Below are 19,180 nucleotides of genomic sequence, written 5' to 3'. Positions count from 1 at the left end.
GCTCATCCGTTCAGCGCGTTGATCGCCGCATGCACGCGCGCCTCGATCTCGCGACGGGGCAGCCCGGCAGGAATGGGCGCGCCGAAACGGACCACGATCTCGCCCTTGTGCATCATCCCCTTGCGCGGCCACACCGTACCGCTCCGCACCGCCACCGGCACCACCGGGAGGTCGAGCGCCCGGTACAGGCCGGCAAAGCCCGAGCGGAGCGGCGGCGCCTCGCCCGGCGGCACCCGGGTGCCTTCGGGGAAGATCAGTACCGAACGCCCGGTCGCCCGCGCCCTTTGCGCCTCGCGCATCATCCCGCGCAGCGCCGCCGCATTGGCCTCGCGGTCGACCACGATCGTGCCGTAGCGCTGCGCCGCCCAGCCCCAGACCGGGATGCGTGCAAGCTCGCGCTTCATCACCGTCGCCGGGGCACCCAGGATGCGGGTCAGCTCCAGCGCTTCGAAATAGCTTTCGTGCTTACCTGCGAACAGCAGCTGCCCTTCCGGCAGCGCGCCTTCGATCCGCACCCGCGCACCAACGATCGTCCGCACCAGAAATTGCATCTGCCACGCCCAGAAATTGGCATGCGCCTGCAGCGCCCGGGTCCCGAACAGCCCCGCGACCGGCGCCAGCATCACCATCACGATCGACAGGCCATAGAAGAGAATTCGAAACATCCAGGTACGCACTGCGTCCATCAATCGACCCCCAGCAGGAGCGCCCCCCGGCGCACCAGATATTTGTGATATTCGCGCATGAGCATGCGCCACCCCGGGCGGCTCGGCACGCCGTCGCCGACGATGGCGACGCCCGCCAGAACGTGGCGCAACTCCAGCCTGGCGCGCATCATGTGCCAATCCGAGGTGACCAGCCGCACGCTGCGATAGCCATGTTCGCGTACCCAACGACCCGTCTCGTCCGCGTTGGAGCGGGTATCGACCGCCTCATGCCCGAGATCGACACAGCAGCGGAACAGCGCCCGGTCGGCGGGGAATTGCGCAGCCAGTTCACGCGGTCGCACATCGGGGTTCACGCCGCTCACCAGCATCCGCCGGGCATCCTCGCGGCGAAGCGCGTCCAGGCCGCGCTGGATACGCCCGGGGCCGCCGGTCAGCACCACTACGGCGTCGGTGGAATACGCACCCAGCGGCTTGCCGAGATTGTAGAGGAACAGCGCGAAGCCTGCGCCCCAGGCCAGCGCCGCCAGCAGCAGCAGCTGGAACAGCCGCCGGATCACAGCTTCAGCCCCAGCGTGTGCAGCACGGTCAGCCGCGTCGCCACCGTTGCCAGCAGCGCGAAGCCGAGGGGCAGCAGCAGCAGCAGCGTCCAGTCGATCGCCGCCAGCGTCGCCCCACCCAGCACCTCGGATCCCGTCAAGGCCAGTTTGGTCTGGAACAAGGCGACCAGGGCCAGCGCGCCCAGCGTGCCGATCCCCCCGCCAAGCAGCGTGTCGCGGGCGATGCGCCGCTGGAGCAGGCGCGCCACCTGAAGATCGGTCGAACCCAGCATGTGCAGCACGTCGATCGTGTCGCGGTGCGTGTCCAGCCCTGCCCGTGCGACGAGCAGCGCCACGCCCGCGGTGGCCGCCGCGATCACCAGCACTAGCCCGATCGCCACCCAGAACAGGGTGGCGAGCAGACCGCGCACCGGCGAAAGCCAGCGCGCGCTGCTGTCGACCCGCGCCTGCGGCGCCACCGCCCGAGCCGCGGCCGTCACCGGAGCCGTGACGTCCCGCGCGCCGGTCACGTCGATCAGCACCGGCATCGGCAGCTCGGGATCAAGGCCGGCATCGCCCAGCCAGGGCTTGAGCAGCACGGCCAGCTGCGCGCGGTCCGCCTCGCGCACCCGCGTCACGCCGGGCACCTTCGCGATCGTGGCGACCAGCGCCTTGGCTCGCGCATCGCGCAGCGTCACATCGGGCTCGACCAGCTGCACCGTCAGTTGCCCGGCAAGCTGGCGATCAAGCCCCCCGGCCGAGCGCGCCACGCCAAGGCCGAGTGCGCCCGAGAGGACAGTGAGAAACAGCATGATCGCCATAATCCCCGCCATCACCCAACTGCGCTGGCCTTCACCCAGCAGCCGCAGGTCGATCGCGGCACGCTGCCGCAGGCCGTTCATGCCGCCCCCGGGGGATGGCGCAGCATGCCGGTGGGATCGACCAGCTTGCCCTTTTCCATCCGCATCAGCTGCGCGCGCGGGATACGGCCGATCAGGTGCAGGTCGTGCGTCGCGACGACGATGGTGGTGCCCAGTCGGTTGAGCGCCTCGAACAGATGCAGCAACCGGTCCGCCATTTCGGGATCGACGTTGCCGGTCGGCTCGTCCGCCACCAGGATTTCGGGCCGGGCGATCACCGCCCGGGCGATCGCGATGCGCTGCTGCTCGCCGCCCGACAGCGTCGGCGGCTTGGCAGTGACGCGCGCGCTGAGGCCCACCCAGGCGAGCATCTCCAGCACCGGCGCCTCGACCTCGCTTTCGCGCACGCCCGCCACGCGCAGCGGCAACGCCACATTGTCATAGGCCGAAAGCTGGGGGAGCAGGCGGAAATCCTGGAACACCACGCCGATCCGCCGGCGAAGGCCGGGCAGCCGCGCCCGCGGCAGCGCGCCTGCATCCTCGCCGAACAGCCGCACCGCGCCGCGCGTCGGCCGCTGGGCGAGATAGAGCAGCTTGAGCAGCGAGGTCTTGCCGGCACCGCTCGCCCCGGTGAGGAAATAGAATCCCCCCGCCGCCAGCGTGAAGCTCACGTCCGACAGCGTTTCCGGTCCGGTCCCATAGCGCAGGCCGACATTTTCGAAGTGCACGATATTGCCCATGCGCCGTGCGGCCCGGCCTCCTGTTCCTGGGGTTGCCCCGCCATCGCACAGCCCCCGCAAGCGCTCAAGCCGCCCGCAAGCCGCTTGCTGGCCCGAATCGGCCCGGCTAGACTCGCCACGCCGCTGCGTTTCGGGCGGTTACAGGGGTTTTGGGCATGATCTTGGAGTGCAGCCAGTGCGGGTCGCGCTACGAAGTACCGGATTCGGCGATCGGGCCGGACGGGCGCACGGTGCGCTGCGCGAACTGCAAGCACAGCTGGTTCCAGTCGCCGCCGCCGCTCGAGCTGACCGAGGCGGTGCCGGCGCCGCCACCGCCGCCGCCGGTTAGCGCCCTTGAAACGGAGCCCGCGCCGGTTCCGCGCAGCCTCGCGCGCGCGCAGGAGCCGGTGGCCGACTATGATCCCTTCGACGAACCCGCACCGGCCAGGCGCCACGGCCTGCGCTGGACGATCGCGGCGCTGATCGCGCTCGTCTCGGTGCTGCTCGGTGCGGCGGCCTTGCTCTACTGGAAGGCGCCGCAGGTGCTGACCCAGCTCGGCCTGCCGATCGGCGGGGCGAGCACGCCGTTGGTGTTCAGCGACAAGAACGTGGCGCTGCAGGCACGGCCGGACGGCAGCAAGCTGTTCATCGTGTCGGGCAAGGTGCTCAACCCCACCGCCAGCGGCCAGCATGTACCCGACATCCGCATCCGCCTCGTCGATGCGCAGGGCGGCGAGGTCTATAGCTGGCGGATCACCCCGTCGGTACGCACGCTGGATCCCCAGGCGAGCGTCGAGTTCAACGGCGCCAAGGTGGACGTGCCGAGCGGCGCGAAGAACGTCCAGCTCAGCTTCGTGAGCGAACTCGCCGGGTGACGACGAACAGGCGGCCGCCGTTCAGCACCGCCGCCGCAACCATGCCGAGGCCCGAGGCGAGCACCAGCGCCCTGGCGCCCAGCCCGGCCTGGACCAGCAACAGCCCCAGCCCGCCCGTTACCAGAAAGAAGGCGAGGATGCCGTTGACGCCCGCCGCAACCTGATCGCCGAGCGAGCGCAGCGCATAGACGAACACCACCTGCACCCCGTCGAACAGGATGAAGGGTGCCCAGAGCAGCAGCATGCCCGACGCCAGCATATGGACCGCGCCGGTCGCGGGAAACGGCGTCACCACCAGCATCGGCACGAAGACCAGTGCGAGCGCGAGCAGTCCGGTGGCGCACGCGGCGAGCAGCGCGGCGATGCCCGCCCGCCCCGCCGCCGCCTGCGGCACCCCCTCTCCCACCGCGTTGCCGACCCGCACCCCGGCGGCCGATCCCAGGCCGAGCGCGATCGCGAAGGTGACATTGTGGATCGAGAAGACGATCTGGAACGCATGCGCGGTCGCCTCGCCCAGCTGGGTGGAGAGCGCGATGAGGATCGAGAAGCCGACCAGTTCGAGCCCCGAGGAGATCGCCGGAATCACGCCGAACCGGGCAAGCGCCCAGGCCCCGCGCCAGGTTTCCGCGCGGCCCCAGTCGGCAAGATCGCGCACGCCGCGGGCTTCGGCGCGCGGCAGCGTCCAGGCGGCCGCGAGCATGCCGATCGCGCCCAGCGCCGAGGCGATGGCGGTGGCCGCCGCCGCGCCCACGGCGCCGAGCGCGGGCAGCCCCAGCGCGCCGGTGGCCAGCGCCCAGGCCAGCACGCCGTTGATCGGCAGCACCGCGAGATTGACCACGGTCACCCGCGCCGGCCGGCTGACCCCTTCGAGAAAGAAGCTGGTCGCGATCGTCACCAGCTGGAACGGATAGGCTAGCGCCATCACCTGCACGACGGGCGCGGTGTCCGCGATCAGGCCAGGCGCGACGCCGACGCCGGCAAGCAGCGGGGCAGCGAATCCGAACAATATGGCAAAGCTCGCCAGGCCCAGCAGCAGCCCGAGCAGCACGCCTTCGTGCAGCACCCGCCCGGTCTCGCGCAGATCCTTCGCCCCGTCGGCGCGCGCGACATGGACCAGGATGCCGGTCAGCGCGCCGAGCCCCATCACGATTCCGGGGAAGGTGATCGTACGGCTGGCGCCCAGCGCCGCCACCTGGTGGCTGCCGGCCAGCCCCACCACCACCACGTCGGTGACGTGGAGGATCGTCCAATTCAGGCTGGTGAGCATCACCGGCCAGGCCAGCGCGAGCAGACGGCGCGTTTCCGCGGTAAGGGGAGAAGCCTTGGCCATGCCCGGCGGCATAGGCGCAAGCCGCTCCCCAAGAAAGCTGCACAAAGCGGGTTGCCAGGCCCATTTCGCTTTGCTAGAGGCCGCCGCCTTACCAGCCGCTGGTTTGAAAATTCCAGCGGAAATTCACGTGCGGTCGTGGCGGAACTGGTAGACGCGCAACGTTGAGGTCGTTGTGGCCGAAAGGCCGTGGAAGTTCGAGTCTTCTCGACCGCACCATGAATTGAAGACAAATGGGGGCTCCGGCCCCCATTTTCGTTTCTGCAACAGCGTTGCGACATTTAATCCGACAAACCGGCACAGTTTTGCGACATGTGCGTCGTACCCGACGAGCCATAAGGGCGGGCCTGCGGGCCCGCTTGTGATTCGAACAAGGGATGGAACACGGATGAAGCGACTGGGGGCCAGCCTGGCAGGATTGTTGGCGGGCGTATCGCCGCTGGCGGCACAGGCACAGACGACGGCCCAGCAGCAGCAGCAGACCGGCGCTGCCACCGCCCCGGCGTCACCACAGGCGCGCGCGCAGAGCGCCGCGGCGCCCGCGCAGCAGGCCGGCAGTCGCCGTGCCAGCCAGACCAGCGCGGCGGACGATCCCTATACCGACGAAATCGTCGTCACCTCCAGCCAGCAGCGCGGCGCGGTACCGGGCGACATCCCGCCCGAGATCCAGCTCAACCAGGCGGATATCCGCGCCTATGCGGTCTCTTCCATTTCCGACCTGCTGACGGAGCTGGCACCGCAGACCGGCAGCGGGCGCGGCAGCGGCATGCCGGTGGTGCTGCTCAACGGCCGCCGTATCTCTAGCTTCGCCGAAATCCGCGACCTGCCGACCGAGGCGATCGAGCGTGTCGACATCCTGCCCGAGGAGGCCGCGCTGAAATTCGGCTATTCCGCCGATCAGCGGGTCGTCAACTTCGTGCTGCGCGAGCGCTTCCGTGCGCTCACGACTGACCTGGAAGGCAGCGTGCCGACTGAGGGTGGCAACAGCACACAGGAAGTGCAGGCCGACATTCTGAAGATCAACCGCGATCGCCGCGTCAATCTCGACGTTAAGTACCAGGGCACTACCGGGCTGCTGGAGAGCGAGCGCAACATCCTGCCGACCACCAGCGACGGCAGCGGCGTGAACCAGGCGCCCTATCGCACGCTAGTTGCGCCCAGCCAGGATCTGACGATCAACGGCTCCTATGCGCGCAACCTCAACCAGAAGGTCAGCGCGACGGTCAACGGCACGCTGGAAGTCCAGCAGAGCGAGGCGCTGCGCGGCCTGCCCACATCGGTCGGTGCGCCGATCACGCTTTCGGCCGATCCCAGCCCGCTGACCGCCAGCAGCCGCTCGATCGCCAGCCATTTCGGCACCACGCTGAATGGCGACGGGCTGCCGTGGAGCCGCCAGTGGAGCTGGTCGCTCACCGGCAATTATGATCGCGTCGAGAGCAAGACGATCACCGATCGCGGATTCGATACGCTCGGCGCCGCGCGCCCGGCGGATCGCGGCAACTCCACCTCGAACACCGGTACGGTCGATGCGCTGTTCCGCGGCCCGCTGTTCACCTTGCCTGCGGGTGACGTGTCCACTGCGCTGCGGATCGGCGGCTCGCTGAGCGGCCTCGATAGTACCGCGTTTCGCAGCGGCACCCCGAGCAGCGCCTCGCTGTCGCGCAACATCGCCAGCACCCAGCTCAACATCGACGTGCCGATCGCCAGCCGCCGCAAGGACGTGCTGCAGCCGCTGGGCGACCTGACGCTGAACGGCAACGTGGCAGTACAGCAGCTCTCGGACTTCGGCACGCTGACCACCACCGGCTACGGCGTGAACTGGTCGCCGCTCAAGCCGGTGCGCCTGATCGCCTCCTGGACCAATGCAGAGGATGCGCCGAGCACCGCGCAGCTGGGCAATCCGGTCATCGCCAGCCCCAACAGCCGCGTGTTCGACTATCGCACCGGCCAGACGGTGACGGTGACGACGATTACCGGCGGCAACCCCCTGCTCACCGCCGAGCAGCGACATGTGACCAAGCTGGGGCTGGAGCTGCGGCCCTGGGAGAAGACGGATTTCTCGCTGCGCGCCGATTATGTGAGCACACGCATCCGCAACGACATCGCCACCTTCCCCGCCGCCACCGCGGCGATCGAGGCGGCCTTCCCCAGCCGATTCGTGCGGGATGCCGATGGCGATCTGGTGAGCATCGACAATCGTGCGGTGAACTTCGCCGAGAACAACACCCAGCAGCTGCGCTGGGGCTTCAACCTGTCGGTGCCGATCCGATCGTCGCTGGAGAAGAAGATCGCTGCGCTGCGCGCCCAGCGCGAGAAGGAACGCGCCGAGGCGATTGCCTCGGGCAAGCCGCTCCCCGCCGAAGGCCAGGCTCGGCTGTTCGGCCAGCAGCAGGGGCAGAACGGCCAGCCGCCGCGCTCGCCGTTCGGCGGCAGCCTGTTCGGCCCGCCCCCGGGTGCCGCGCCGGGCGGTGCGGGCGGCCCGGGCGCAGGCGGTACGGGCGGCGGCGGCCCCGGCGGGGGTGGCGGTGGCGGCTTCGGCGGCGGTCGCGGCGGCTTTGGCGGCCCCAACGGGGCGCTCGCCGGCCGGCTGCAGTTCAGCCTGTATCACACCTGGTATTTCAAGGATCAGATCAAGATCCGCGACGGCGTGCCGGTGCTCGATCTGCTGAACGGCGATGCCGCCGGCAACAATGGCGGCCAGCCGGCGCACCAGATCGATGCGCAGGCGGGCGTCACCAAGGACGGCTTCGGCGCGCGCCTGGGCTTCAAGTGGCAGAGCAGCACCAGCGTCTATACCGGGCTGAACAACACCAACCGGCTCGATTTCGGCGATCTCGGGACGTTCAACCTGCGGCTGTTCGCGGATCTCGGGCGGCAGTTCAAGCTGGTGCGCGCGCATCGCTGGCTGCGCGGCACGCGGGTAAGCCTGGGCGTCACCAACATCCTCAACACCCGCCAGCGGGTGACCGACCAGACCGGCGCGGTGCCGGTCAACTATCAGCCAGACCTGCTCGACCCCACCGGCCGGGCGGTGCGCTTGAGCATCCGCAAGCTGTTCTTCTGAGGTCCGGCGGCGCGGTGCCGGTTGCGCACCGCGCCCGCCTGGCGCATCACTCCCGCCGTACCAACCGGGGGGATGAACAATGACGCGTGGATTGTTGCTGGCGGCGCTGGCCGCGGCGAGCCTCGTGGCGGTGCCGGCGCGGGCGCAGGTGAGCGCCGACTGGGTCCGCGCGCACGAGACCTTCCTTGCCGGCGACGAACTTCGCGGCCGCGGCAGCGCGACGCCCGACGAGGCGATCGCCGCCGCCTATGTCGCTGCCCAGTTCCGGGGCTTCGGCCTTCAGCCCGCGCCGGGCATGGACGGGTATCTGCAAAAGGCCCAGATCGTCCGGCTGCAGCTCAAGGCGCCGATCACGCTGACCGCCAACGGCGTGGCCGTACCGGGCGCGACGCTGCTCGTCGGCGACGGCTCGGGCAGCGAGGGCGTGGCGCGGCTCACTCCCGCCAAGGCGCTGTCGCGCATGGCGCCCGCCCCGGTGATGCTGGTCACCGGCGACATGCCCGCCATGCAGCTCTATCGCTTGGCACGGTCGTTCAAGACCCCGCGGCTGCTGCTGATCCGCGAAAGCGACGACACCCGGGCAATGGTCAAGGCGCTGCACGGCGAACCCCGCCTGCCCGGCGGCCTGTACAGCGAACCGCGCGGCGCCTCGCCCTCGATCATCGTGCTGCCCGCCGCGGCGTTCGACGCGCTGGCGGCCCAGCAGGACGTGAAGGTCGAGCTGACCGTGCCGGTGGAAGAGAAGATCACTACCACCACCAACGCGATCGGATGGCTGCCCGGTACCGATCCCAAGGCCGGCGTGCTGCTCCTGAGCGCGCATCTCGATCACCTTGGGGTTCAGGCCGATGGCACGATCATGCACGGCGCCAATGACGACGCCTCGGGCACCACCGCGGTGCTCGAGCTCGCGCGCACGCTGGCCGCCAAGGGCAAGAGCAAGCGCGGCATCCTGTTCGTCGCATACGGCGCGGAGGAGATCGGCGGCTATGGCTCCACTTATTTCGGCGCGCATTCGCCAGTGCCGCTCGACCAGATCGTCGCCAATGTGGAGGTGGAGATGATCGGCGCGCAGGATCCCAAGCTCCCCGCCGGCACGATGATGATGACCGGCTATGAGCGCTCGACGCTGGGCGAGACGCTCAAGGCGCATGGCGCGCTCGTCACGTCCGATCCGTACCCGGACCAGAACTTCTTCCAGCGCTCGGACAATTATTCGCTCGCGAGAAAGGGCGTCGTCGCCCACACCATCTCGGGCTGGGCGGTGGTGCCGACCTATCACAGCAAGGACGATACCGTCGCCAATATCGACATCGCCTTCATGACCCGCGCCATCCAGTCGCTGGTCGAGCCGCTCCATGCGCTGGCCAACAGCGACGCCAAGCCGGAATGGAAGCCCGGCGGCAAACCCGAATGACCGAACGAGGTAGCATGACCACCCCCCATATCGTCGCGATCGGCGGCACGCTCCGCCCGCAATCCAGCACCGCACGCCTGCTCAGCGCCGCGCTCGCCCGTGCCGAGGCGCGCGGCGCGCGCACCACCCTGCTCACCGGACCCGACATCGTCTTCCCGCATTTCGAGCCCGAGCATGGCGATACAGACGAAAAGGTGATCCGGTTCGTCGAGGCACTGCGCACGGCGGATGCGGTGATCATCGGCTCGCCCGGCTATCACGGCACGCTTTCCGGCCTGGTGAAGACCGCACTGGACTATGTCGAGTTGCTCAGCCGTGACGACCGCGTCTATTTCGACGGGCTGCCGGTGGGCCTGATCGCCACGGCGGCGGGCTGGCAGGCCTCGGTCGCGACGCTTCAGGCGCTGCGCACCATCACCCACGCATTGCGCGGCTGGCCGACGCCGATGGGAATTGCGGTGAACACGGTCGAGACGCCCGACGTCGAGGCGCATTGCCAGGGATCGCTCGACGTGATGGTCGGGCAGATCTTCGAATTTCTGAAGCGATAACAGCCTTCATCATTCCCGCGAAAGCGGGAATCCATGGGGGTCACCGTCCCGGCTCCAACTGCAACGGAGTAGCGAATGGATCCCGGCTTCCGCCGGGATGACGGGCTCAGGCCCCTACTCGAACCAGTGGCGGTGCACGAAATAGCCCGCGATTCCCGCCGACATCGCGACGCAGACCCCCACCACACCCCAGAACGCCCAGGGTTCGTGCGCAAAGGGGATGCCGTCCACGTTCATGCCGAGCAGACCGGTAAGGAAGGTCAGCGGCAGGAACACCATCGCGACGATGGCGATCATCAGCGAGCGCTGGTCGAGCAATTCGCCGCGCAGGTCAGTGAGCGTCTCGTGGGTCAGCGCGGCGCGCTCGCGAATGCTTTCCACTTCTTCCGCCATGCGCGCGGCGCGATCCGCAGCGGCGGAGAGGTGCAGCCGATCGTCCTCGCGCAGCCAGTCGCCCGGCAGGCCCGCCAGCTTCTCGATCGCCGCGCGCTGGGGATTGAGGAAGCGGCGATAGCCGATCGCCTGCACCCGGACCTTGTTGACCATCCGCCGCAGCTCGAAAGCGCGGTGGGCGGACAGCTGCTCCTCGCAATCGTCGAGCGAGTCCCCGAGCTCGGCGACCACCGGATCCAGTTCCTCGGTGATCGCCTGCGCAAAGGCGGCGATCAGGTCGCCCGGATCGAGGATCTTGCCCGCCTCGAGTTCCTCACGGACCGGCTGCAGCGCGTTCAGATGCTTGCGCGTCACCGAGAAGACGCAGCCGCCCATCGCATAGATGCGGATCGAGGCCAGCGGATCGGACGCCGTGGTCGCTTCCGAGGAGAGCCCGCGCAGGTTGATCACCGCGCCGTCGCCCACCGCGTCGCAGCGCGGGCGCGTTTCGGTCGCGGTCAGTGAATCGATGACATAGGGGGACAGCCTGGCCTCGCCGCCGAGCCAGAGCTGGGCCCGCTCGTCATTGGTGGTGAGGTGGATCCAGGTCAGTCCACCATTCTGCCCCAGCGCGGCGCGCATCGTCGGCTGCTCGACGGTCCCCTCGTGCACGACATAGGCGAACCCGCTCAACCCGCCATCTCCAGCCAGAGCGACAGGCCTTCGCCCGGATCGGCGGGGGGGCGGGCGTGAATGCGCGCAGCATCGGCACGCGCGCGGTTGAGAATAGCGTCGGGCACGTCACCCAGATGGAAGAGCCGATCGGCCTGCGCAAGCAGCCGGGCGTGACGCAGGGTGAGATCTTCGGGATCGGGCGAGGTCAGGCGGAGGGTGATCAGCTGCGCCTCGGGTGCGGCGCCCTCAGCCAGCCAGCGATCAACATCGCCGTCGCCCGCCAGCAGATCGAGCATTCCGCCCTCGCCCAGCGCGTCCGCCAGCGCTCGGCGACGGGCACCGGGATCGGGCCAGCGCACCTTCATCGCCGTGCGGCTCCGGCCGAGTCCGCAGGCGAGCGCGCCGAGGCTCGCGGGCAGCAAGGCTTCCAGCCGCTGCCGCAGCGCCGCCGCCAGCCCTGCCGAAACTCCGCCGGTGCCGATCGCGATCAGCACCGGGTCGCGATCGACGATCGCCGGCAGGGTGAAGTCGCACAGCTCGGGCCGGTCGACGCAGTTGACCAGCACGCCCCGCGCCTTGAGCCGCGCGACCACGCCCTCGGGTTCGTCCAGCGCGACGATGGCGAGCGCGGCGCTGTCGCCCTCGCCCACCACCTGCGCGCCGGCGCGGTCGAGCAGGCGGCGCTTGGCGTCCGCCGGCTCGCCCTCGCCGACCAGAATCACCGGCCGCCCCGCCAGCTTCACGAACAGGGGCAGCGCGGCGAGGCTCACTTCAGCCAGTCCGGCACGTCTTCGGCGGCCATGATCTCCTCGGCGGAGATGCGGCCGGCGACGATGGCGTAGCGATCGCCCGACACCAGCACTTCGGGCACCAGCGGGCGGCTGTTATAGGTGCTGGCCATGGTCGCGCCGTACGCACCCGCCGTCTCCAGCACGGCGAGGTCGCCGGACTGTACCGCATCGATCTCGCGCGCCTTCACGAACACGTCGGTGCTCTCGCACACCGGCCCGGCGACATTGGCGACGAAGCGCTCGCCGCTCGGCTTTACGGCCGCGAAGCCGTGATACGCATCGTACAGCGCCACGCGGGCGAGATCGTTCATCGCCGCATCGACCACTACCCAGGGATGGACCTGCCCCGGCTTCACCCACAGCACTTCGGTGACGAGCACGCCCGCGCTGCCGGCGATAGTGCGGCCCGGCTCGAACATCAGTTCCACGTCCCAGCCCTTCGTCACCCGCGCGACCATCTCGGCATAGGCCTCGGGCGTCGGCGGCACCTCGCCGGGGCGATAGGCGACGCCCAGGCCGCCGCCCAGATCGACATGGGTGATGGTGTGGCCGCCCGCGCGCAGCTCGGCGAGCAGCCGGCCGACGCGCTCGAACGCGGCTTCCAGCGGCGCCAGGCCGAGCAGCTGGCTGCCGATATGGACGGCGATGCCGTGGAGATCGAGGCCGGGCAGATCGCCGAGACGATCGAAGATCGCCGGTGCCTCGCCGATCGGCAGGCCGAACTTGTTCTCCGCCTTGCCGGTGGAGATCTTCTCGTGCGTGCCGGCATCGACGTCGGGGTTCACGCGCAGCGCCGCCCGCGCGGTCAGCCCGCGCGCGGCGGCGAGCGCCGCCAGCACTTCGCCTTCCTCGACCAGCTCGAGGTTGAACTGGCCGATCCCGGCCTCCAGGCCCTTGACCAGCTCACGGCGGGTCTTGCCGACGCCCGAAAAGACGATGTCCTTGGGCGCGACGCCCGCCGCCAGCGCGCGCGCCATCTCGCCGCCCGAGACGACATCGGCGCCGAAGCCCTCATTCGCCAGCAGCTTGAGCACCGCGAGGTTGGGATTGGCCTTGATCGCGAAGGCGAGGTGGATGCGTCCCAGCGGCTTCAGCGCGTCGCGAAAGGCGCGGGCATTGGCCTGGAAGCGTTCGGTGGAATAGACATAGAGGGGCGTGCCCACCTCGGCAGCGATGCGCGCGAGGGGCAGCGATTCGACGTGCAGTTCGCCGTCGATCATCGAGAAATCGGTCATGGGCCTCTGGGTGCGGCGCGATTGGCCGCCAAAATCAGTTGGGTGGCAGGTCGAACTCGTCGCTCCGCCGCGCTTCGGACGCCTGGATCAGGTCGTCGCTGCGCGAGGGGCGCGTCTGGGCGCGCGCTTTGAGAAGGTCGGGAGGCGTGGGCGTCACCGCGGCGCCGTACGGCGCCACCGGCAGCGAGGCCCCCGGCGCGGGCGCCAGCGCCTCGCGCACGCCGCAGCCGCCCAGTGCCAGCCCCAGGGCCGGAATGGCGAGCAGCAGTCGCTTCCTCATGCTTCCTCCTCGCGACCCTTGCGGGCCGCCGCTATCGCCGCACGAACGCGCGACGGTGCCGTGCCGCCGAAGCTCACCCGGCTGTTCACAGATGCGTCGACGCTGAGAACGTCGTACACGCGGCTGTCGATCCGCGCATCGATTTCCTTCAGTGCCTCGATCGAGAGCTGATCGAGGCGGATACCCTCCGCTTCCGCCTTGGCGACGGCGCGGCCGGTGATGTGGTGCGCCTCGCGGAACGGGATGCCGCCCTCTCGCACCAGCCAGTCGGCAAGGTCGGTCGCGGTCGAGAAGCCGGCTTCGGCCGCCGCGCGCATCCGCTCGAGCCGGAAGGTCGCGCTGTCGACCATGCCGGTCATCGCCGCGATGCTCAGGCCGAGAAGGTCGTGCGCCTCGAACACCGGTGGCTTGTCGTCCTGCATATCCTTCGAATAGGCGAGCGGCAGCCCCTTCATCGTCATCATCAGGCTGACCAGCGCGCCGCTGATCCGGCCCGAATGCCCGCGGACCAGCTCGGCCGCGTCGGGGTTGCGCTTCTGCGGCATGATCGAACTGCCGGTCGACCATTGATCCGAAAGCGCGACGAACCCGAAGGGCTGGCTGGCCCAGATCACGAATTCCTCGGCAAGGCGGCTGAGGTGGAGGCTGCACTGCGACGCGGCGGTTAGGTAATCGAGCGCGAAGTCGCGGTCAGACACCGAATCGAGCGAGTTGCGCGTCGGGCCGTCGAAGCCGAGTGCCGTGGCCGTCGCCTCGCGATCGAGGTTGAAGCCAGTCCCGGCCAGCGCCGCCGAACCCAGCGGGCACAGGTTCATGCGGGCGCGGGCGTCCTTCAGGCGCGAGCGATCGCGCGCGAACATCTCGAAATAGGCCATCAGATGATGGCCCAGCGTCACCGGCTGCGCGACCTGGAGATGGGTGAAGCCCGGCATCACGCTGTCGGCATGCTGCTCGGCGCGGGCGAGCAGCGCGTCCTGCAGCGCGCCCAACGCCGCATCGGCCTGGTCGATCGCGTCGCGCACCCAGAGGCGGAAGTCGGTCGCGACCTGGTCGTTGCGCGAGCGCGCGGTGTGGAGGCGACCCGCGACCGGGCCGATCTTTTCCGCCAGCCGGCTCTCGGAGAGCATGTGGATGTCTTCGAGCGCCAGATCCTCGGGCACGCCGTTCGCGGCGAACTCCTCGGCGACCTGGTCGAGCCCCGCGCCGATCGTGGCGGCATCTTCAGCCCCGACGATCCCCTGCTGGCCCAGCATCGCGACATGCGCCTTGGAGCCGCGCAAATCCTGCTGCCACATCCGCTTGTCGAAGGGGATGGAGGCGTTTATCTCGCGCATCACCGCGGACGGGCCTTCGGCGAAGCGCCCTCCCCACATGGAATTGGAGCTGTCCTTGCGCTCGGTGATCGGTCTTCTCCTTCTGGGCGCCCTCGCAGTTGCGGGGTGCGATAAGCAATCGCAGCCGTCACAGCAAGCGAACGTAACGGCACCCGCCAATGCGAGCGCCCCCGCCCCGGGCGGCACCGTCGACCGCAGCCACCATGGCGAGGCGGCGCCGACGATTGCCTTCACCGACTCTGCCGGCAAGAAGACGACGCTGGCCGCCTTCAAGGGCAAGCCGGTGCTGCTCAACTTGTGGGCAACCTGGTGCGTGCCGTGCATCAAGGAAATGCCGACGCTGGATACGCTGGCGGGCAAGGTGGGCGACACGCTCGTCGTGCTGCCGCTCAGCCAGGACCTGAAGGGGATGGAGGTCGTCGGCCCGTTCTTCGAGAGGCGCGGCTACAAGCATCTGAAGCCCTATCTGGATACGGACACCGCATTCAGCGTGCAGATGGGCACCAACCTGCCGACCACGATCCTCTATGATTCGGCCGGCAAGGAAGTGTGGCGCGTCTCTGGCGACTTCGACTGGGCGGGCGACGCCGCGGCCAAGCTGATCGCCGAGGCGAAATAAGCTCAGCCGATCCGGCCGAGGACCTCACGCAGCCAGGCTTCGGTTTCGGCCGCGTGGGTGACGGGCAGCATGTGCCCGCCCTCGATCAGCTTGAGCGTCGCGCCGGGGATCTCCGCCGCGGTTCGTTCGCCCTGCAGCACCGGATCGAGCACCGTATCGCCGCGCCCGTAGAGGATCGCGACCGGCAGCCGCAGCGCGCCATAATGCGGCACCAGCGCGCGCATCGAATCGCGCGCCATCCGCACCTCGAAGCTGCCCATCTGATAGGACCGCGACCGCGCCGCCAACGCGCCGCCGCCGGCGGTGGCGAAGTCCGCCGGCACCGGATCGGGCGCGAACACCGCGGCGGCGTTGCGGGGGCCAAACGCCACCGCCATCGGCACCGCAATCGTCCAGGCGATTGACTCGCGCACGCCCGGCGGCGCCATCAGCCCCCGGAACACCGCCGGAGGATTCTCGACTACCTGCGTCAACGGCGCGATCAGCGCGAGGCCGCCCGGCACCTCCGGATGCCCCACGGCTAGCGCCAGCGCCACCGCGCCGCCCATCGAATGGCCGACGACCAGCGGCTTCTCCAGCCCCAGTCTCTCGATAAGCTCGGCGATCATCCGCGCCTGGCCGGCCAGATCCGGCCGCGCGCCGGTGAGGTGCGAATGCCCCCAGCCTGGCCGGTCGACCAGGATCACCCGGTGATCCTGCGCAAGATGCCGGGTCAGCGAATGGCTGAAGTTGCGCAGCTGCCCCATCAGCCCGTGAATCATCACGATCGCCGGACCCTGCGCCTCTTTCGGGCCGAGCTCGACCACATGCAGCCGCGCGCCGGCCACGTCGACGAAGCGCCCGTCAACGGGCACCATCTCCTCCGCCTTGCGCCCCGCCCAAGCCGACCATCCGGCCAGCCCGAGTACGCCCACGCCTGCCAGTCCGAACGGTATCAGCATCTGCCCACGTCTCCTCTCGGGCTTCCAACGCCGTGGCGAGCGCGGCGTGCCGTCAGCGGATATAGCCGTGGCTGCGCAGGAAGTCGCGGAGATCGGCGGGGAACGGCTTCTTGTTCCAGCTCGACTGCCGGTCATAGTGCGCCAGCATCACCTTCCAGGCCGTGTCGAACTGTCCGATCCGGGCCGCGTCGGCGACATAGCCCGCACAGGCGCCATTCCGCTCATTCCTTTCCCATGCAGGTTCGGCACAATAGGCGCGGGCCTCCGCCATCTTCATAGCGAACAATGGCCGAAGCCCCGGCGCCTTCGACACGTCCACGGTGCGACCGCCGACGATGTTCAGCACGAGCGGCGGCGGAACGCTGCCGGCATAGCTCGAGAAGCGGTAGAGAAACGCATCGTCGGTCAGGACGAAATCCGCGATGCCGTCACCCGTGAGGTCGATCGGGAATTCGTCCAGCGCGGCATCGAACATAGGGCTCGTCTTGCCATCGACGCCGCGATGGGTGAGCCGCACCACGCGATAGGCCGCGCCCTCGGGCACGGCGACATCGATCACGCTGCAGCAATGCGCGCCGCCGGTGAAGCTCTGGAGCAGGACCGCGGGCGCCCGCACCTTCGCATCCACCCGGCCGATTCCGAAACGCCAGCCGATCCCGGGCTGGCCGCGCAACGTGACCGGCGCCACGCCGGGCCGGCGGACGGTGACCACCGCAACCTGCTGGTCCGGAGTCACCGCCGCACTTGCCGATACGGTCAGCTGGAGATCGTCATTGGCATAGGTGACCGTTCCCTGCTTGGGCTGCCATTCGAGCAGGCTGCGCCACGGCATCCGGAGTGGTCCGGAGGACGTGGGCTGGGCGAAAGCGGGAGTAACGCAGGCAAGTACCGCCGCAATCGCGGCAAGGGCGAGTACGCGCATCGACAAGGCTCCGATTCGAGGAACCAGGCGAGTCTATGGCTTCCAACAAACTCCGTCCATCGATGGAATGTAACGCTTCGTAGCAAATCACTCCGCAACCGGTGCCTCGCCTTCCTCGCGCTCCTGCGCCTGCCGCGCCCACATTTCGGCATAGATCCCGCCCTGACGCAGCAGCTCGGCATGGGTGCCCCGTTCGACCACCCGACCCGCCTCCAGCACGATGATCCGGTCGGCATGGACCACCGTCGACAGCCGGTGCGCGATCACGATGGTGGTGCGGCCCTGCTCGATCGATTCGAGCGTCGCCTGGATGTCCGCCTCGGTGCGGCTGTCGAGCGCGCTCGTGGCCTCGTCGAGGATCAGGATCGGCGGGTTCTTCACCAGCGTGCGGGCGATCGCCACGCGCTGCTTTTCGCCGCCGGAAAGCTTGAGACCGCGCTCGCCCACCCGCGTGTCGAGCCCCTCGGGCAGCGCCTGGATGAAATTCGCGATCGAGGCGCCGCGGACCGCCTCGGCGATCTCTCCCGGGGTCGCGCCCTCGCGGCCATAGGCGATGTTGTAGCCGATCGTCTCGTTGAACAGCACCGTGTCCTGCGGCACGATACCGATCGCGGCGCGCAGGCTGGTCTGGGTGACCGCGCGAATGTCCTGCCCGTCGATGGTGATGCGGCCGCCGGTCACGTCGTAGAAGCGGTACATCAGCCGCGCGAGCGTCGACTTGCCCGCCCCCGAGGGACCAACCACCGCGACAGTCGCGCCAGCCGGTATGTCGAGATCGATGCCCTTCAGGATCTGGCGATCGGCGTCATAGCCGAACTGCACGCCCTCGAAGCGCACATGGCCCTGCTGGACGGCGAGCGGCTGCGCATCGGCGGCGTCCTTCACCTCGGCGCCGGTATCGAGCAGGTCGAACATCGCGCCCATGTCGATCACGCCCTGGCGGATCGTGCGATAAACCCAGCCGAGCATGTCGAGCGGGCGGAACAGCTGGCTGAGCAGCGTCGACACCAGCACCACGTCGCCCGGCGTGAAGCGGCCGGTGGACCAGCCGAACACGACCAGCGCCATGCCGGCGGCGAGCATCAGGTTGGTGATCACCGCCTGCCCGATATTGAGCCAGGCGAGCGAGTTCTCGCTGGTGACGGCAGCGTTCATGTACGCCGTCATCGCCTTGTCGTAGCGCGCGCTCTCGCGGGCTTCGGCGTTGAAATATTTGACCGTCTCGAAGTTGAGCAGCGAATCGACCGCGTGCGCCACAGCGCCGGTATCCAGATCGTTCATCTGCTCGCGCAGCTTGGAGCGCCAGTCGGTCACCCAGCGGGTGAAAGCGATATAGACGACCACCATCGCCAGCGTGCCCGCCACCAGCCACCAGCCGAAGCGGGTGCCGAAGATGCCCAGCACCATGCCGAGCTCGAGGATGGTCGGCGCGATGTTGAACAGCAGGAAGTAGAGCATCGTGTCGATGCTCTTGGTGCCGCGCTCGACCACCTTAGTGACCGCGCCGGTGCGGCGGTTGAGATGGAAGCGCAAGGACAGCTGGTGGAGATGGCGGAACACGTCCGAGGCGAGCCGGCGGGTCGCGTCCTGCCCCACCCGCTCGAACACCGCGTTGCGCAGATTGTCGAACAGCACCGTGCCCAGCCGGGCGGCGGCATAGCCGGTGACCAGCGCGACGATCAGCCACACCGCGTCCCGCGGGCCCGAGGCCATCCGGTCGATCGCCCCCTGCAGCGCGAAAGGCGCGCCGTAAACCTGCACCAGCTTCGAGCAGAGCACGAGCAGCAGCGCGAGCACGATCCGCACCCGCAGACCCGGCGCATGGCGCGGCCACAGATACGGCAGGAAGCGCTTCATCGTGCCGAGCATGGGCCGGTCGAGCTTGGAGGACGAGGTTTCGGGAGGCATCCGCCCTAATCTGGGACGCGGGCACGCGCGACGCAACCACGGGAACAGCCCGGAGGTCCGTCCGTTGTTTGCGGCAGGAGGTCATC

Annotated in this window: 18 protein-coding genes and 1 tRNA gene; 6 read left to right on the top strand and 13 right to left on the bottom strand. The window is 69.1% G+C overall.

The genetic code is table 11. The features are described 5' to 3' along the window. Window positions 1-2: 2 nt before the first annotated feature. From OIM94_RS12740 to ftsE, 4 genes are read right to left on the bottom strand one after another with little or no spacing between them, the layout of a single operon-like run. Window positions 3-686 carry a lysophospholipid acyltransferase family protein gene (locus OIM94_RS12740; protein WP_264607092.1) on the bottom strand — a complete coding sequence of 228 codons (684 nt, stop codon included), beginning with the start codon at window positions 684-686 and terminating at the stop codon, window positions 3-5. Continuing rightward, window positions 686-1,225, bottom strand: a complete 540-nt coding sequence (locus tag OIM94_RS12735; RefSeq protein ID WP_264607091.1) for a YdcF family protein — start codon at window positions 1,223-1,225, stop codon at window positions 686-688. Before OIM94_RS12735 ends, OIM94_RS12740 begins: the two co-directional genes overlap by 1 nt. Continuing rightward, a complete protein-coding gene (locus OIM94_RS12730) occupies window positions 1,222-2,106 on the bottom strand; it encodes a cell division protein FtsX (protein WP_264607090.1) in 885 nt (294 codons plus the stop codon). The genes OIM94_RS12735 and OIM94_RS12730 overlap by 4 nt, the downstream gene beginning before the upstream one ends. Beyond that, a complete protein-coding gene (ftsE, locus tag OIM94_RS12725; RefSeq protein ID WP_264607089.1) occupies window positions 2,103-2,804 on the bottom strand; it encodes a cell division ATP-binding protein FtsE in 702 nt (233 codons plus the stop codon). The genes OIM94_RS12730 and ftsE overlap by 4 nt, the downstream gene beginning before the upstream one ends. 155 nt (window positions 2,805-2,959) lie before the next feature. Between ftsE and OIM94_RS12720 the strand changes: the two genes are divergently transcribed. After that, window positions 2,960-3,658 (top strand): zinc-ribbon domain-containing protein, encoded by a 699-nt coding sequence (locus OIM94_RS12720; protein ID WP_264607088.1) that lies wholly within the window; start codon window positions 2,960-2,962, stop codon window positions 3,656-3,658. Here OIM94_RS12720 and OIM94_RS12715 read toward each other — a convergent pair. Beyond that, window positions 3,630-4,988: an MATE family efflux transporter gene (locus OIM94_RS12715; protein WP_264607087.1), complete on the bottom strand. Its 1,359-nt coding sequence runs from the start codon at window positions 4,986-4,988 to the stop codon at window positions 3,630-3,632. The genes OIM94_RS12720 and OIM94_RS12715 overlap by 29 nt on opposite strands. 129 nt (window positions 4,989-5,117) lie before the next feature. Here OIM94_RS12715 and OIM94_RS12710 point away from each other — a divergent pair. From OIM94_RS12710 to OIM94_RS12695, 4 genes are all read left to right on the top strand, one after another. Continuing rightward, a tRNA-Leu gene (locus OIM94_RS12710) sits at window positions 5,118-5,204 on the top strand. A 169-nt stretch (window positions 5,205-5,373) separates the two neighbouring features. Then, entirely contained in the window at window positions 5,374-8,049 is a 2,676-nt protein-coding gene (locus tag OIM94_RS12705; RefSeq protein ID WP_264607086.1) for a TonB-dependent receptor, read from the top strand. Window positions 8,050-8,128: 79 nt separating this feature from the next. Further along, window positions 8,129-9,466: a M28 family metallopeptidase gene (locus OIM94_RS12700; RefSeq protein WP_264607085.1), complete on the top strand. Its 1,338-nt coding sequence runs from the start codon at window positions 8,129-8,131 to the stop codon at window positions 9,464-9,466. Window positions 9,467-9,480: 14 nt separating this feature from the next. Continuing rightward, the gene (locus OIM94_RS12695) at window positions 9,481-10,017 is read left to right on the top strand and encodes an NADPH-dependent FMN reductase (RefSeq protein ID WP_264607084.1); all 537 of its coding nucleotides are present in this window, start codon (window positions 9,481-9,483) and stop codon (window positions 10,015-10,017) included. Between the two features lie 114 nt (window positions 10,018-10,131). On the opposite strand, the gene OIM94_RS12690 is transcribed toward OIM94_RS12695, so the two are convergent. From OIM94_RS12690 to argH, 5 genes are read right to left on the bottom strand one after another with little or no spacing between them, the layout of a single operon-like run. Beyond that, complete coding sequence (locus tag OIM94_RS12690) at window positions 10,132-11,082, bottom strand: zinc transporter ZntB (RefSeq protein WP_264607083.1); 951 nt, start codon at window positions 11,080-11,082, stop codon at window positions 10,132-10,134. Continuing rightward, entirely contained in the window at window positions 11,079-11,834 is a 756-nt protein-coding gene (locus tag OIM94_RS12685; RefSeq protein WP_264607082.1) for a bifunctional precorrin-2 dehydrogenase/sirohydrochlorin ferrochelatase, read from the bottom strand. Before OIM94_RS12685 ends, OIM94_RS12690 begins: the two co-directional genes overlap by 4 nt. Then, window positions 11,831-13,090 (bottom strand): diaminopimelate decarboxylase, encoded by a 1,260-nt coding sequence (lysA, locus tag OIM94_RS12680; RefSeq protein ID WP_264607081.1) that lies wholly within the window; start codon window positions 13,088-13,090, stop codon window positions 11,831-11,833. The genes OIM94_RS12685 and lysA overlap by 4 nt, the downstream gene beginning before the upstream one ends. 34 nt (window positions 13,091-13,124) lie before the next feature. Then, entirely contained in the window at window positions 13,125-13,370 is a 246-nt protein-coding gene (locus OIM94_RS12675) for a hypothetical protein (RefSeq protein WP_264607080.1), read from the bottom strand. Then, entirely contained in the window at window positions 13,367-14,743 is a 1,377-nt protein-coding gene (gene argH / locus OIM94_RS12670) for an argininosuccinate lyase (RefSeq protein ID WP_264607079.1), read from the bottom strand. The genes OIM94_RS12675 and argH overlap by 4 nt, the downstream gene beginning before the upstream one ends. Here argH and OIM94_RS12665 point away from each other — a divergent pair. Then, on the top strand, window positions 14,742-15,323 hold the full coding sequence (locus tag OIM94_RS12665) for a TlpA family protein disulfide reductase (protein WP_264607078.1): 582 nt from the start codon (window positions 14,742-14,744) through the stop codon (window positions 15,321-15,323). The genes argH and OIM94_RS12665 overlap by 2 nt on opposite strands. 2 nt (window positions 15,324-15,325) lie before the next feature. Here OIM94_RS12665 and OIM94_RS12660 read toward each other — a convergent pair whose 3' ends face one another. From OIM94_RS12660 to OIM94_RS12650, 3 genes are all read right to left on the bottom strand, one after another. Next, on the bottom strand, window positions 15,326-16,264 hold the full coding sequence (locus OIM94_RS12660) for an alpha/beta fold hydrolase (protein WP_264607077.1): 939 nt from the start codon (window positions 16,262-16,264) through the stop codon (window positions 15,326-15,328). A 52-nt stretch (window positions 16,265-16,316) separates the two neighbouring features. Next, on the bottom strand, window positions 16,317-17,186 hold the full coding sequence (locus tag OIM94_RS12655) for a hypothetical protein (RefSeq protein WP_264607076.1): 870 nt from the start codon (window positions 17,184-17,186) through the stop codon (window positions 16,317-16,319). Window positions 17,187-17,273: 87 nt separating this feature from the next. Then, a complete protein-coding gene (locus OIM94_RS12650; protein ID WP_264607075.1) occupies window positions 17,274-19,094 on the bottom strand; it encodes an ABCB family ABC transporter ATP-binding protein/permease in 1,821 nt (606 codons plus the stop codon). Window positions 19,095-19,180 lie beyond the last annotated feature (86 nt).

Origin of the sequence: Sphingomonas sp. R1, assembly GCF_025960285.1 — a bacterium.
Lineage (GTDB): Bacteria > Pseudomonadota > Alphaproteobacteria > Sphingomonadales > Sphingomonadaceae > Sphingomonas.
Note: the sequence above shows the minus strand (reverse complement) of the source record. Positions and strands in the feature narration are given on the sequence as shown.